Here is a 12,661-nt window from a genome sequence, read left to right on the forward strand (position 1 = left end):
GATATCGAGATAGGAAATGAAATTCCGAACGCATAATCCGATCGCATACCGCGATGAAAGCATGCGACCGCATATCGTTGTCGGCCGAAAGCACAACGCGTGTATGCCGCCCGACCGTGAAATGTTCATCGGAGACCTCATGTTGAAAATCAAGGAACTACTGAAAACCCTCTCTACGTTCGAGCCTTACCGGCCGGCAAAAGCACTGTCGATGGAGCGAGCGCGGAAGGGCTCGATACTTCTGCTTGGTGGCGGCGGCATTTGTTTCCTGCTGCTCCTCTTGATGGTGGTATGGCACAAACTGGCGCCTGCAGAGTGGCAAACGGCGCCGGCCTTGGTGCTCTATGCGTTCACCGTGGTCCTGAGCCTTCTTTCTCTCATCGTTGAACCCATCGTCGGCGTCATTCAGATGTTTCGCTGGAAACAGGAAGCGCTGGATACGCTCATTCGCGAGATAGAGACTGATGAGAAAAGCGCACGGCTTCTGAACAGCTATGCCGACAACACACTGAAATACGCGCAGCATTGCCTGCAACTCAAGGTGAAGCGCCTCGACTCACGGGTCGTTTCATTCTTCGGCGGAGGTACGGCGGCCTATGCGCTTCTTGCCATCACGCTCACCAATATCAAAGATGCGGGCGGATTGCCGTGGCTGCGGAACACGCTGACGAACGGATTCGTCTCCGGAAACTTCATCAATACGGCGATTCTCTGGGGTATCGCGCTGGTTTTCGGCCTGTCCGTCGGCTCGATGATGCTGAAGCGCGTCCAGTCGCGCTTCGCCTACCAACTCGAGCTAATCGAACTGACGTTGTTGCGGCGAACGTTGGAGAACGCGGAAAAGAACACATCGCGTTCAGCAGCGCTGTCGGGCGATGCGTAGCCAGCCGAGTCGTCGTCGGGCTTCATCCGTCGTTGCCACGCTGATGGCCCCCACTAGGGCGAGTGTGCGATGGAGGCCATACGCTCGCGCTTCGTGACGCCGCACGCCGCGCACCATTCGTCCATAGCGCCTGCACGCAAATGCATTTCGGAATCCGTTATTGGATCGCGCCGTCGCGCGTTTTTATACTCGTCAGCACTCTCTGCTAAAGAGTGCCAGCCAATTTCGACACAACAGAACAGGACGGACAGATGAGCCTACGCCCCTTGCACGACCGGGTCATCGTGAAACGACTCGACCAGGAAACCACCACCGCCTCGGGCATCGTGATCCCCGACAGCGCCGCGGAAAAGCCCGACCAGGGCGAAGTGATTGCCGTCGGCCCCGGCCGCAAGGACGCGGACGGCCAGCGCATCGTGCCCGACCTGCAGGTCGGCGAACGCGTGCTGTTCGGCAAGTACGCGGGCCAGGCGGTCAAGGTGGACGGCAATGAATTCCTCGTGCTGCGCGAGGAAGACATCGTCGCGGTCGTCAATCAATAACGGAGTGCAAATCATGGCAGCGAAGGAAATCATTTTCAGCGACGTCGCACGTGCGAAGCTGACCGAAGGCGTCAACATTCTCGCGAACGCGGTGAAGGTCACGCTCGGGCCGAAGGGCCGCAACGTCGTGCTCGAACGCAGCTTCGGCGCACCCGTCGTCACGAAGGACGGCGTGTCGGTCGCGAAGGAAATCGAACTCGCGGACAAGCTGCAGAACATCGGCGCGCAACTCGTGAAGGAAGTCGCGTCGCGCACCAGCGACGCCGCCGGCGACGGCACGACGACGGCCACCGTGCTCGCGCAGGCGATCGTGCGTGAAGGCCAGAAATACGTCGCGGCCGGGCTCAACCCGCTCGACCTGAAGCGCGGCATCGACAAGGCGGTGGCAGCGGCCGTCGACGAGCTGAAGAAGATCAGCAAGCCGACCACCACCAGCAAGGAAATCGCGCAGGTCGCGACGATCTCCGCGAACGGCGAGGAATCGATCGGTCAGCGCATCGCCGAGGCGATCGATCGCGTCGGCAAGGAAGGCGTGATCACCGTCGAGGACGGCAAGTCGCTCGCCGACGAGCTCGACGTCGTCGAAGGGCTGCAGTTCGACCGCGGCTACCTGTCGCCGTACTTCATCAACAACGCCGACAAGCAGATCGCCGAGATCGAGAACCCGTACATCCTGCTGCACGACAAGAAGATCTCGAACATCCGCGACCTGCTGCCGGTGCTGGAGCAGGTCGCGAAGTCGGGCCGGCCGCTGCTGATCATCGCGGAAGACGTCGAAGGCGAAGCGCTCGCGACGCTGGTCGTGAACAACATCCGCGGCATCCTGAAGACGGTCGCGGTCAAGGCGCCGGGCTTCGGCGATCGCCGCAAGGCGCTGCTGGAAGACATCGCGATCCTGACCGGCGGCCAGGTCGTCGCCGAGGAAACGGGCCTCACGCTCGAGAAGGCGACGCTCGCCGAACTCGGCCAGGCCAAGCGCATCGAGGTCGGCAAGGAAAACACGACCGTGATCGACGGCGCGGGCGACGCGAAGAACATCGAGGCCCGCGTGAAGCAGATCCGCGTGCAGATCGAGGAAGCAACCTCCGACTACGATCGTGAAAAGCTGCAGGAACGCGTGGCCAAGCTCGCGGGCGGCGTCGCGGTGATCAAGGTCGGCGGCGCGACCGAGATCGAAGTGAAGGAGAAAAAGGACCGCGTCGACGACGCGCTGCACGCGACGCGCGCGGCCGTCGAGGAAGGCATCGTGCCGGGCGGCGGCGTCGCGCTGATCCGCGTGCGGCAGGCGATCCGCGCACTCAAGGGCGCGAACGCCGATCAGGACGCGGGCGTCAAGATCGTGCTGCGCGCGCTCGAGGAACCGCTGCGCCAGATCGTCACGAACGCGGGCGAGGAAGCGAGCGTGGTCGTCGCGAAGGTCGCGGAAGGCACGGGCAACTTCGGCTACAACGCGCAGACCGGCGAATACGGCGACCTCGTCGAGTCGGGCGTGCTCGATCCGACCAAGGTCACGCGCACGGCGCTGCAGAACGCGGCATCGGTCGCGGGGCTGCTGCTGACGACCGACGCGACCGTGTTCGAAGCGCCGAAGGATGCGGCGCCGGCCGCGTTGCCGGGCGGGCCGGGTGCGGGCGGGCCCGGGTTCGATTTCTGACATCGCTGTGCGCGGCCGCCCGAACCGGGCAACCGCGTTTCGATCCACGACGCGTGGCGGCACCGGTCGCCACGCGTTTTTTCATGCGTGAACGCCGCGCGCGCCGTCCGCCGCGCGCGCCGTCGTCAGAACATCTGGCGCAGGCCGATCGCGGCCCCGACGTTGTTGGTCCTGCCGATCTGGTCGACCTTGCCGGTGAGCCGGTTGGTGGCGCCCGGATAGTCGGCCGCGAACGCGCCGTTGCCGCGCGCGAAATCGACCGTGCCGTATACCTCGGTGTGCTTCGACAGCGCATATTCGGCCAGCACGGTCGCCGAGTAGTTGATCCCGGAGCCGAGCGTGCCGTCGAGCCGCTCCGCATTGCGCGCGTGGCCGTAATAGCCGGCCACCGTGATCAGCAGCGGCGCGGTAGCCTGCCAGTTCGCGCCGACGTAGAACGTATCGTCGATACGATTCGGGCTGCCGCCACCGAGCGTGGGCGCGCCGGCCTGCTGCATGTTGAAGTCGGTCGTACCCGTCTTGTCCCGCCCGTGCAGCCAGCCGGCCAGCAGGCGCACGGACGGCGTGACCTGGTACGCACCGCTCACGTGCAGGAAGTTCACCTTCGCGCCGTTGACCGCGCTGCCGTTCACGGACGATACCGAGGTCTGCTGGAAGCCGGCGTTGATCGACGCGGGCCCTTGCGCGTAGGTCAGCTCGACACCGTACGTGCTGTCGAGACCCATTGCACCGGCATGATTGCCGAACCCGTAGATCGCATCGACGCTGAAGCCGTTGGTCGAGAACTTGTACTTCACCGAGTTCGGCACCGTCAGGTAGTTGCCGATGCCGTTGTACGCCCAGCTGTCCTGCCAGTAGTCGCCGACGGTCATCGGGTCGAACACGTCGCCCATCGTGTCGTACAGCGGCGCGTACTGGTTGCCGAAGGTCAGCGAGCCGTACCGGTCGCTCGCCAGGCCGACGTACGCCTGCCGGCTGAACAGCGTGTTCGCGACGTGCAGCCTGCCGTCGCCGAGCTCGAAGCCGTTCTCGAGACGGAAGATCGCCGCGAGGCCCCCGCCGAGATCCTCGCTGCCACGCAAGCCCCAGCGGCTGTGCGTTTCCGGGCCGACCGTCATGCCGACCAGGTCCCGGCCGTCGGGGCCGGCGTTCGTCTGATAGCGGATCGCCGTATCGACGAGGCCATACAACGTGACGGAACTCTGCGCAAAGGCGGGTGATGCCGCTGCTACGGCGAACACCGCGCCGACACCACCGGATACGACGATGCGGTTCATGAAAGGCCTCCCTGAGCGATTGATTTTGTAAGCAGTCCGACAGCATTTGCGGCCGGCGGACGGTACTGCGCTCGGGAGAATAATCGGTCATATTCGCGACACCTATCGCCGATTCCGGATTGCACCTTTCCAACGCGCTCAACAATGGCGGCGGCGTGCGGCGCACGCCCGCCGGCCGGTGCCGAAACGACCGCGCGGCGCCATCGACGGCACGCCGGGGTAAGATGAACGCTCCTTCCGCCGCTTCGCCGCCCGCGCCATGTCGACCACCATCAACACCCTGCTGCCGCTCGCCGGCGTCCTGCTGCTCAGCGTGGCCAGCCCCGGCCCGAACTTCGTGATCGTCACGTCCACCGCGCTCGCGCAGCGCCGCGCCGGCGTGATGACCGGGCTCGGCCTCGCCGCCGCATCGGGCACCTGGGCCGCGATCGCGATTGCCGGCCTCGGCCTGCTCGTGACCCACGTCGCCTGGGTGCACACCGCGCTGCGACTGGCAGGCGCCACGTACCTGATCTGGCTCGGCCTGAAGATGGTGCTGAGCGCACGCAAGCCGCTCGCCGTGTCCGCGCCGCCCGCGTCCTCCGGCTGGCAGGCCGCGAAGAAGGGCTACGTGGTCAGCATGACGAACCCGAAATCCGTCGCGTTCTACGGCAGCATCTTCGCGTTGATGGTGCCGGCGCATACGCCGGTGTGGCTCGATCTCACGGTCGTCGTGCTGTCGATCTGGATTTCGGGCGCGTGGTACTGCGCGATGGCGCTGCTCGCATCGCATCCGTCGGTGCGCCGGCTGCTGATCCGGCGCAAGGCCGTGCTCGACACGACGGCCGGGCTGCTGCTGATGGGGCTCGGCGGGCGCATGCTGGCCGGGCGCTGAGCGCCGTCGCGCTGCCGCATCGCCACGAAAAAAGGCCGCTTGCGACGCCCCGTTGCCGGGAGTCGCAAGCGGCCTTTCCGCATGCCGCGCGCCTCAGCGCCGTGCCGCCAGCCTTCTCACGACGCTCACGAGCGCATCGACCTCATCGCACGTGTTGTAGAACGCCAGCGACGGCCGCACCGTCGCCTCGAGCCCGAAGCGCCGCAGGATCGGCTGCGCGCAGTGATGCCCGGAGCGCACCGCGATGCCCTCTTCGTTCAGCGCCTGCCCGACTTCCTCGGTCTCATAGCCCTTCAGCACGAACGACAGCACGCTCGCCTTGTCGCGCGCGGTGCCGACGAGCCGCACGCCCGGCACCGGCGCGAGCACGCTCGTCGCATACGCGAGCAGGTCGTGCTCGTAACGCGCGATGTTCTCGATACCGACGCGGCTCACGTAGTCGAGCGCCGCGCCGAGCCCCACCGCATCCGCGATGTTGCCGGTGCCGGCCTCGAAGCGGTTCGGCGGCGGCTGGAACACCGTGCGCTCGAACGTCACGTCCGCGATCATGTTGCCGCCGCCCTGCCAGGGCGGCATGTCGTCGAGGATCGCGCGCTTGCCGTACACGACGCCGATCCCGGTCGGCCCGTAGATCTTGTGCCCGGAGAACACGAAGAAATCCGCATCGAGCGCCTGCACGTCGACGCGCATGTGCGAGATCGACTGCGCGCCGTCGACCAGCGCCTTCGCGCCCGCGCGATGCGCGAGATCGACGATCTCCTTCACCGGCACGACCGTGCCGAGCGCATTCGACACCTGCGTGACGGACACGATCTTCGTGCGGTCGTTGAGCAGCTTCCGGTATTCGTCGAGCAGCACCTGCCCCGAATCGTCGACCGGAATCACGCGCAGCTTCGCGCCCTTGAGCGCGGCAAGCTGCTGCCACGGCACGATGTTCGCGTGATGCTCGAGGTTCGACACGATGATCTCGTCGCCTTCGCCGACGTTCTGCACGCCCCACGACTTCGCGATCAGGTTGATCGCCTCGGTGGTGCCGCGCACGAACACGATCTCGTCCGGCGACGACGCGCCGATGAAGCGCTGCACCGTTTCCCGCGCATGCTCGTACGCATCCGTCGCACGGCCGGCCAATGCATGTGCCGCGCGGTGAATGTTCGAGTTCTCGTGCGCATAGAAATACGCGAGTCGGTCGATCACGGCCTGCGGCTTGTGCGTCGTCGCCGCGTTGTCGAACCAGACGAGCTGCTTGCCGTTCACGCGCTCCTGCAGGATCGGGAAGTCGCGGCGGATCGCGTTCACGTCGAACGGCGGGTGTGCGCCGCGATACAACTGGCCTTGCGGCTCGGCCGCACGCGTATCGTCGATGAAGTAACGCGGCACCTCGCCGCCCGATGCGCGCGACACCGGCACGTCGCGCTGCACGGCGAGCAGTTCGCGCAGCGCATCGTCCCCCGGCAGCCCGAACGCTTCCGGCGACGCGAGGCCGTTCGACGGCACGACGATGTCCTGCGGCGTCGCCTGCCAGCCCTGCCGCGAGCCGTCGGTGAAGTAAAACGGCGACGCGGCCGGCACCGCGCCCTCCGACACCGCCGCCTGCGCCTGCGGCACGCCGAGCGCCGCGCCGCCGACGCGCGGCTCGAACGCGGGCGCGATCGACACCGCGTTGTCGGGCAGCCCGTTCTGCGCGGCCGCGTGCGGCGCGAGCGCGGGCACGCGATTGCCGAGCGACAGCACGTGCGTCGGCGCGGACGGCGCGAGGTTCGTGCCGGGCGCCTTGCCTTGCGGCAGCGCGAGGCCCGGCACGCCGGTGCCCGTGCCGCCCGGCCCCGCGAGCGGCGAGCCGCCCGGCGCCGGATTGCTCACCGACGCGAGGATCGGCGCGGCAGCCGGCAGCGCCGACGGCACGCCGCCGACCGCCCCGCTGCCCGCCGACAGCCCGGGCGCGGTGGCCTGCCCGGGCGGCGTCGCGAAGAACTCGGACGCGAGCCGCGCGAGCGCCGCCGGATCGGGCAGGCCGGCCGGCAGCGGCGCGTGCGGCAACGCGAGCGCGTCGCTGCCGGCCGAGCCGGGATTAACGGTAGGTGTCGGGATAGTCATGGTACTTGGCGATTTCGACGTCATCGAGGACAGCCAGCGCATCCGGCGAATGGACCGCGAGCGAGCAGTACAGCGAGATCAGGTACGACGCGATCGCCTGGTTGTTGATCCCCATGAAGCGCACCGACAGGCCCGGCCCCTGCTCGCCCGCGACGCCCGGCTGATAGAGGCCGACCACGCCCTGGCGCTTGTCGCCGACACGCAGCAGCAGGATCTTGGTCTTGCCGTCCGCGACCGGCACCTTGTCCGACGGGATCAGCGGAATGCCGCGCCACGTGAGGAACTGCGAGCCAAACAGGCTGACCGTCGGCGGCGGCACGCCGCGCCGCGTGCATTCGCGGCCGAACGCGGCGATCGCGAGCGGGTGCGTGAGGAAGAACGCCGGTTCCTTCCATACCTTGGTCAGCAGTTCGTCGAGGTCGTCCGGCGTCGGCGCGCCCGTCAACGGGAAAATCCGCTGTTCGTCGGTCACGTTCGCGAGCAGCCCGTAGTCCGGGTTGTTGATCAGCTGGCTTTCCTGCAGCTCCTTGATCGTCTCGATCGTCAGGCGCAGCTGTTCCTTGATCTGGTCATGGGGACTGCTGTAGAGATCGGAGATCCGCGTATGCACGTCGAGCACCGTGCTCACCGCGTTCAGAAAATACTCGCGCGGCTGTTCCTCGTACGGCACGAAGGTCTGCGGCAGCACGCTTTCGTCCTCGAGCTGCGTGCACGCGGCGCGCACGGCTTCCGGGTTCTTCACCTGGTTCAGGCGGTAGATGCCGGCCTCGACCGGCACCCACTGCAGCAGATGGGTCAGCCAGCGCGGCGTAATCGTGGAAAGCTGCGGGACGGTCTTGGTAGCGTTCGCTAGTTGGCGGGCGGCGTGATCGCTCAGCGCGGCCGTGCCGCTTGCAACGGTCGACATGTGTGGCTCCGGGTTCTTAAGATGAAAAACGGGATTGCTTATGACGCTGGGTGATTATCGGAAGCACGCACCTGCCGGCTCAACATGCTATAGCCGTCACGCGGCACCACCGAATGGGAAAGGAAGCGGAATGCGTCAGGCGACGGACACGCCGGGCAACAGCGTCGAGATCGACACGTCGAACGCGCGCGCGATCTTGTCGGCGGTGACGATCGAGGCGATCGCCTCGCCGCGCTCGATCTCGCCGACGTACGAGCGGTTCAGCCCCGCGTGTTCGGCGAGCTGCTCCTGCGACCACGTGCGCGCCTCGCGCAGCTTGCGCACGTTGGCGCCGAAGTGCTGGATCAGGTCGCTCATGTCGTCACCTGTGCGTCGGGCACCGGCTCGGCCGGCTCGCTCCGCGCGCGCGGCGCGGCATTCGCCTCGCTGCGCAGCACGGCCTGCGTGATGTTCGCGCCCGCCGGCACGTCCTGCGTGAGCCACACGTTGCCGCCGATCACCGCGCCGCGGCCGATCGTCACGCGCCCGAGGATCGTTGCGCCCGCATAGATCACCACGTCGTCCTCGACGATCGGGTGGCGCGCGAGCCCCTTCTCCAGATGACCGGCCGCATCGCGCGGGAAGCGCTTCGCGCCGAGCGTGACCGCCTGGTACACGCGCACGCGCTCGCCGATGATCGCGGTCTCGCCGATCACGACACCCGTGCCGTGGTCGATGAAGAAGCCGCCGCCGATCCGCGCGCCCGGGTGAATGTCGATGCCGGTTTCCGCATGCGCCTGCTCAGCGATGATCCGCGCGAGCAGCGGCAGCCCGAGCCGGTACAGCTCGTGCGCGAGCCGGTGGTGGATCATCGCGAGAATGCCGGGATAGCACAGCAGCACTTCGTCGACGCTGCCCGCCGCCGGATCGCCGTGGAACGCGGCCAGCACGTCGCTGTCGAGCAGCCGGCGGATGTCGGGCAGGCGTGCCGCGAAGGCCTGCACGGCCGTGGCGGCCGCTTCGTCGATCTGCGCGTCGGCGTTGCGTTGCCGCGCCGCGTAGCGCAGCTCGAGCGTCACCTGCGCAAGCAGCGCGTTCAGCGCCGCGTCGAGCGCGTGGGCCACATAGAAGTTCTCGCTCTCCTGCCGCAGGTCGGGCGGCCCGAGCCGCATCGGGAACAGCACGCCCTTGAGCGCGCCGATGATCTGTGCGAGCGCCTCGCGCGCCGGCAGGTCGCGCCCGCCCGGTTCGAGCGAGCGCCGCTGCTTCTCGCGCCACGCGCGGCGCACGGTCTGGAGCGACTGAACGATGTCGTCGATATCGAATGCGGCCATGCTGACTTCTCCCCGTAACGGCCGTGACTCAGTCCTGCGCCCACGGCAGGCCGCGATGGCGCCAGCCGTTGCTGCCGCCGCGATGCTGCTGTTCGTCGAGGTCGCCCTCGAACCCTTCGAGCACGTTGAATACCTGCGTGAAGCCGCCTTTGGCCGCGGCCTCGGCTGCCTGCGCGGAGCGGTTGCCGCTGCGGCAGAGCAACAGCACGACCGCGTCCTTGCCGGTCTTCGCTTCCAGTTCGCGCACGAAGCGCGGGTTGCGCGTCAGGCTCGTGCCGGTCGCCCACGGCACGTGCAGCGACTCCGGCACGTGGCCGACGAATTTCCGTTCTTCCGCGGTGCGCACGTCGACCAGCAACGCGTCGCCGGCGGAAAAGAGCGCCCACGCGGCTTCCGGCGCCACGCCGCCCGCGTACGGCGTGCCCGCCGCTGCGGCCGCCGCGCGGGCGTCTTCGAGCGCCTGCTGGGCGGCGGTTCGTTCTTCCAATGCAAACGTCATCACGCTTCCTTGTTCTCGCAGATTCGTATGATCAAACATGCCGGGAATGCGGCCGGTGCAGCTTGCGTGCTGTCTATAGCCGTCAGCCCCACTATGCGAGCGCGCTTGGGGAAGCAGAACCAATAAAAATTCATTTCCTAATCAGCAGCGCGTGAAATGCAATAGCAGACGCGCGCAATTGGGGCGGATTCGTGCGGAGGACGGGGAGCGATGGCCGTTCGATGTCGCGCATCGAAGGTTTTTTGAAAGGATCGGCGGCGGCGAAGCCGGGAACGATGCCGCATGCGACGCGCGCCGCACGTCGTGATGGAATCCGCGATGGAATCGTGCGCCGGGTCGAACGGCGCATGCTTCAATGAATCGGCGAACGGCAGGCGGCGGGCGCGGTGCATCGCCGACGCACCACGCCCGTCACCGCATCAGCGGCCCGGATCGTCGCCGCGGGCAATCGCGCGATCCACCTCGTCGGCCTGCCGGCGCACGTCGTCGGGCCGATGCTCGACCACCGCGTTGATCGCCGGGTTCACTCACTGCGCATCCTGCTTCGCACGTTCCGCGGCCGCGATGATCGCGTCGGCCACGGCTTTCGGCTGGCTCAGCATCGCGACGTGGCTGCCGTTCACACGCGTGACCGTCGCGCCGATCCGCTTCGCCATCGCCTCCTGCAGCTTCGGATCGATCATCCGGTCCTGCGTCGCGACGACGAACGACGACGGCTTCGCATGCCACGCGGCCTGCGCGACCTTCTCCGAAATGCAGCCACCGTACCACGGCCCCTGCGTCGCCGCGACGACGCGCTGCTGCGCGGGCGGCAGGTCCGGCGCGAAATCCTGTGCGATCGCCTTGTCCGACAGCGTCGCGAAACCGCCCGCATCGTTGCGCAACTCGCCGGCCCACGACGGTGCCGGCAGCCCCTGCGTGACGTCGGCGATCGACTGGCCGTTGTCCGGCGCGAACGCGGCGACGTAGACGAGCGACTTCACCTTGTCGTCGTTGCCCGCATCGCTGATCACGACACCGGCCCACGAATGGCCGACCAGCACGACGGGCCCCTTCTGCTCGTCGATCGCGCGCTTCGTCGCGGCGGCGTCGGCGGCGAGCGAGCTCAGCGGGTTCTGCACCGATACGACATGCAGGCCGCGCGCTTCGAGCAGCGGAATCACGCGGTTCCAGCTCGACCCGTCGGCGAACGCGCCGTGCACCAGCACGACGTTCGTGCCCTTCAGGTCTTCCTTGGGCGCCGCCTGCGCCGAGACCGCACCGAACAGCCCGCCGAGCACCGCCGCGGACACCAGAACCCGTTTCGTCAAACCGACCATCGTCATGCTCCTTTTCATCGTGTTGTGCATCTGAAGTGTTTCCGATGCGGCCGCGCCGCTCGTCTCACGGGCGCGGCCGCGGATCACGAGTGCGCGTACAGATCGTCCGCGTCCGTGCGCGCGTTCCGTGCGGCGCGCCGGTCGGCCGCGGCGTAGCGGGAGGCCGGCGCCGACGCGGCAGCCACGTTGTCGTCCTGCGACTTCGACGGGCCATTCTGGTCGGAGCGCGCGACCTGCTGCGCTGCGATGACGTTCTGTGCGGCGGCGATATCGTCCGGGTAACGCGCGTCGCTGCCGGCCGGGTTGTAGCCGGCCTGCTCGAGCCGGACGAGGTCGGCGCGCACATCGGCGCGCGTGAGGCCGTGGCCGGCATCGGCGAACGACAAGACGGGGATCGAAGCGAGTACGGCAACTGCGAGGATTCGAGCGGCTTTCATGAGATTTCTCCTGGAAGGAAGGTGGGGTATCGATCACTCGGCATCCGGTGCGAACGCTTGGCACCGAACGTTTTCTGCATGTCGACAGTAGAACCCGCTCACGTATCCGGGATGTTTCCAAAACTCGCCTTCAGTGCAATCCGATGTTTCCGGAGCCTCGATAGATACAGTGCGATACAAATCCGTCAGCATCGCCACGTACACACGGACGATAGCGATTCGAGCGCTTCCAAGTACGGACGCGATGTCATGCGCAGCTGTGTCATGAGGCCGATTCGCCGGATGGTCGCCTGTCGGACGACAGCGAATCGCAAGGCCACGCTCTACGTCAGCAGCGAAGCCATGCGACCGATTCGGGCCTGAAACACATTCTGACAATCCGTGTCCGTTATCACGGGCTCCGCGCGGAGTTTTCGGGCGGCCGCGTCTTTCATGCGCGCCGATTCAGTATGCTCGCCGCCTGATCACGTTTCCCTCTTGCTTCGGACACTTATCTTTTCAGTCCGTGTCGGTCCGATGGCGGTGGAACGCATCCCGCATGTTGAGGAGTCTGGATGACCGATTCAATTTTCGATCCTCGATCGGAAGCAAACACGCGCAATGACGAACCCGTCGCGCACGCGGCTGCACCTGACGCGCCCGCATCTCGGCCGGCACCGCCGCCGATCGTCGTCGGCCGCGTCGAAGGCGTGACGATGTTCGCGAAGAACACGCCGCTCATCTGTCTCAAGCAGATGCCCTTGCCCGGTATCGTGATCTTCGCTCATGGGGTGAACTCGGAGGGCGAATGGTTCGAGGCGTCGGAGGAAGGGCTGTGCAAAGGCCTGAACCGCAGGCTCGGGCGTCTGGACGATCAGAT

The 12,661-nt window shown here is 66.8% G+C and carries 13 protein-coding genes and 1 pseudogene; 6 read left to right on the forward strand and 8 right to left on the reverse strand.

From position 1 onward, the window contains the following. The first annotated feature begins 16 nt into the window (after positions 1 to 16). The 3 genes from DIE16_RS19055 to groL all read left to right on the forward strand — a co-directional run bounded on the left by DIE16_RS19055 (position 17) and on the right by groL (position 3,079). Positions 17 to 883: a hypothetical protein gene (locus DIE16_RS19055; RefSeq protein WP_124893162.1), complete on the forward strand. Its 867-nt coding sequence runs from the start codon at positions 17 to 19 to the stop codon at positions 881 to 883. 251 nt (positions 884 to 1,134) lie between these two features. Beyond that, entirely contained in the window at positions 1,135 to 1,425 is a 291-nt protein-coding gene (locus tag DIE16_RS19060; protein ID WP_011356207.1) for a co-chaperone GroES, read from the forward strand. A 13-nt stretch (positions 1,426 to 1,438) separates the two neighbouring features. After that, positions 1,439 to 3,079 (forward strand): chaperonin GroEL, encoded by a 1,641-nt coding sequence (groL, locus tag DIE16_RS19065; protein WP_124893164.1) that lies wholly within the window; start codon positions 1,439 to 1,441, stop codon positions 3,077 to 3,079. Positions 3,080 to 3,204: 125 nt separating this feature from the next. Here the strand turns inward: groL and DIE16_RS19070 are convergent, their stop codons facing one another. Further along, positions 3,205 to 4,356, reverse strand: a complete 1,152-nt coding sequence (locus DIE16_RS19070) for a porin (RefSeq protein WP_124893166.1) — start codon at positions 4,354 to 4,356, stop codon at positions 3,205 to 3,207. 259 nt (positions 4,357 to 4,615) lie between these two features. Between DIE16_RS19070 and DIE16_RS19075 the strand changes: the two genes are divergently transcribed. Next, positions 4,616 to 5,230 (forward strand): LysE family translocator, encoded by a 615-nt coding sequence (locus DIE16_RS19075; protein WP_124893168.1) that lies wholly within the window; start codon positions 4,616 to 4,618, stop codon positions 5,228 to 5,230. A 93-nt stretch (positions 5,231 to 5,323) separates the two neighbouring features. Here the strand turns inward: DIE16_RS19075 and DIE16_RS19080 are convergent, their stop codons facing one another. The 5 genes from DIE16_RS19080 to DIE16_RS19100 form a co-directional block, all read right to left on the reverse strand. Then, the gene (locus tag DIE16_RS19080) at positions 5,324 to 7,327 is read right to left on the reverse strand and encodes a family 2A encapsulin nanocompartment cargo protein cysteine desulfurase (RefSeq protein WP_124893170.1); all 2,004 of its coding nucleotides are present in this window, start codon (positions 7,325 to 7,327) and stop codon (positions 5,324 to 5,326) included. Next, on the reverse strand, positions 7,302 to 8,234 hold the full coding sequence (locus DIE16_RS19085) for a family 2A encapsulin nanocompartment shell protein (RefSeq protein WP_034205507.1): 933 nt from the start codon (positions 8,232 to 8,234) through the stop codon (positions 7,302 to 7,304). The genes DIE16_RS19080 and DIE16_RS19085 overlap by 26 nt, the downstream gene beginning before the upstream one ends. 135 nt (positions 8,235 to 8,369) lie before the next feature. After that, positions 8,370 to 8,591 (reverse strand): helix-turn-helix domain-containing protein, encoded by a 222-nt coding sequence (locus DIE16_RS19090; protein WP_044849007.1) that lies wholly within the window; start codon positions 8,589 to 8,591, stop codon positions 8,370 to 8,372. Beyond that, positions 8,588 to 9,547: a serine O-acetyltransferase EpsC gene (epsC, locus tag DIE16_RS19095; RefSeq protein WP_044849008.1), complete on the reverse strand. Its 960-nt coding sequence runs from the start codon at positions 9,545 to 9,547 to the stop codon at positions 8,588 to 8,590. The genes DIE16_RS19090 and epsC overlap by 4 nt, the downstream gene beginning before the upstream one ends. Positions 9,548 to 9,575: 28 nt before the next feature. After that, positions 9,576 to 10,046: a rhodanese-like domain-containing protein gene (locus tag DIE16_RS19100; protein ID WP_044849009.1), complete on the reverse strand. Its 471-nt coding sequence runs from the start codon at positions 10,044 to 10,046 to the stop codon at positions 9,576 to 9,578. Between the two features lie 221 nt (positions 10,047 to 10,267). Between DIE16_RS19100 and DIE16_RS36635 the strand changes: the two genes are divergently transcribed. Further along, positions 10,268 to 10,405 (forward strand): hypothetical protein, encoded by a 138-nt coding sequence (locus tag DIE16_RS36635; protein WP_185735482.1) that lies wholly within the window; start codon positions 10,268 to 10,270, stop codon positions 10,403 to 10,405. Between the two features lie 168 nt (positions 10,406 to 10,573). On the opposite strand, the gene DIE16_RS19105 is transcribed toward DIE16_RS36635, so the two are convergent. Together DIE16_RS19105 and DIE16_RS19110 are read right to left on the reverse strand one after the other, a co-directional pair. After that, the gene (locus DIE16_RS19105) at positions 10,574 to 11,365 is read right to left on the reverse strand and encodes an alpha/beta fold hydrolase (protein ID WP_044849026.1); all 792 of its coding nucleotides are present in this window, start codon (positions 11,363 to 11,365) and stop codon (positions 10,574 to 10,576) included. Positions 11,366 to 11,448: 83 nt separating this feature from the next. After that, positions 11,449 to 11,802: a DUF4148 domain-containing protein gene (locus tag DIE16_RS19110; RefSeq protein ID WP_124893172.1), complete on the reverse strand. Its 354-nt coding sequence runs from the start codon at positions 11,800 to 11,802 to the stop codon at positions 11,449 to 11,451. A 554-nt stretch (positions 11,803 to 12,356) separates the two neighbouring features. On the opposite strand from DIE16_RS19110, the pseudogene DIE16_RS19115 reads away from it, so the two are divergent. Then, a pseudogene (locus DIE16_RS19115) lies at positions 12,357 to 12,661 on the forward strand (hypothetical protein); the annotation flags it as partial.

It is taken from the genome of Burkholderia sp. Bp9090, from assembly GCF_003857985.1.
In the GTDB taxonomy this organism is placed as follows: domain Bacteria; phylum Pseudomonadota; class Gammaproteobacteria; order Burkholderiales; family Burkholderiaceae; genus Burkholderia.

What these genes read in the sequence shown, in the direction of transcription:
- DIE16_RS19055 (WP_124893162.1), top strand. Translation starts at nt 17, where the DNA reads ATGAAATTCCGAACGCATAATCCGATCGCATACCGCGATGAAAGCATG.
- DIE16_RS19060 (WP_011356207.1), top strand. Translation starts at nt 1,135, where the DNA reads ATGAGCCTACGCCCCTTGCACGACCGGGTCATCGTGAAACGACTCGAC.
- groL (WP_124893164.1), top strand. Translation starts at nt 1,439, where the DNA reads ATGGCAGCGAAGGAAATCATTTTCAGCGACGTCGCACGTGCGAAGCTG.
- DIE16_RS19070 (WP_124893166.1), bottom strand. Translation starts at nt 4,356, where the DNA reads ATGAACCGCATCGTCGTATCCGGTGGTGTCGGCGCGGTGTTCGCCGTA.
- DIE16_RS19075 (WP_124893168.1), top strand. Translation starts at nt 4,616, where the DNA reads ATGTCGACCACCATCAACACCCTGCTGCCGCTCGCCGGCGTCCTGCTG.
- DIE16_RS19080 (WP_124893170.1), bottom strand. Translation starts at nt 7,327, where the DNA reads ATGACTATCCCGACACCTACCGTTAATCCCGGCTCGGCCGGCAGCGAC.
- DIE16_RS19085 (WP_034205507.1), bottom strand. Translation starts at nt 8,234, where the DNA reads ATGTCGACCGTTGCAAGCGGCACGGCCGCGCTGAGCGATCACGCCGCC.
- DIE16_RS19090 (WP_044849007.1), bottom strand. Translation starts at nt 8,591, where the DNA reads ATGAGCGACCTGATCCAGCACTTCGGCGCCAACGTGCGCAAGCTGCGC.
- epsC (WP_044849008.1), bottom strand. Translation starts at nt 9,547, where the DNA reads ATGGCCGCATTCGATATCGACGACATCGTTCAGTCGCTCCAGACCGTG.
- DIE16_RS19100 (WP_044849009.1), bottom strand. Translation starts at nt 10,046, where the DNA reads ATGACGTTTGCATTGGAAGAACGAACCGCCGCCCAGCAGGCGCTCGAA.
- DIE16_RS36635 (WP_185735482.1), top strand. Translation starts at nt 10,268, where the DNA reads ATGTCGCGCATCGAAGGTTTTTTGAAAGGATCGGCGGCGGCGAAGCCG.
- DIE16_RS19105 (WP_044849026.1), bottom strand. Translation starts at nt 11,365, where the DNA reads ATGGTCGGTTTGACGAAACGGGTTCTGGTGTCCGCGGCGGTGCTCGGC.
- DIE16_RS19110 (WP_124893172.1), bottom strand. Translation starts at nt 11,802, where the DNA reads ATGAAAGCCGCTCGAATCCTCGCAGTTGCCGTACTCGCTTCGATCCCC.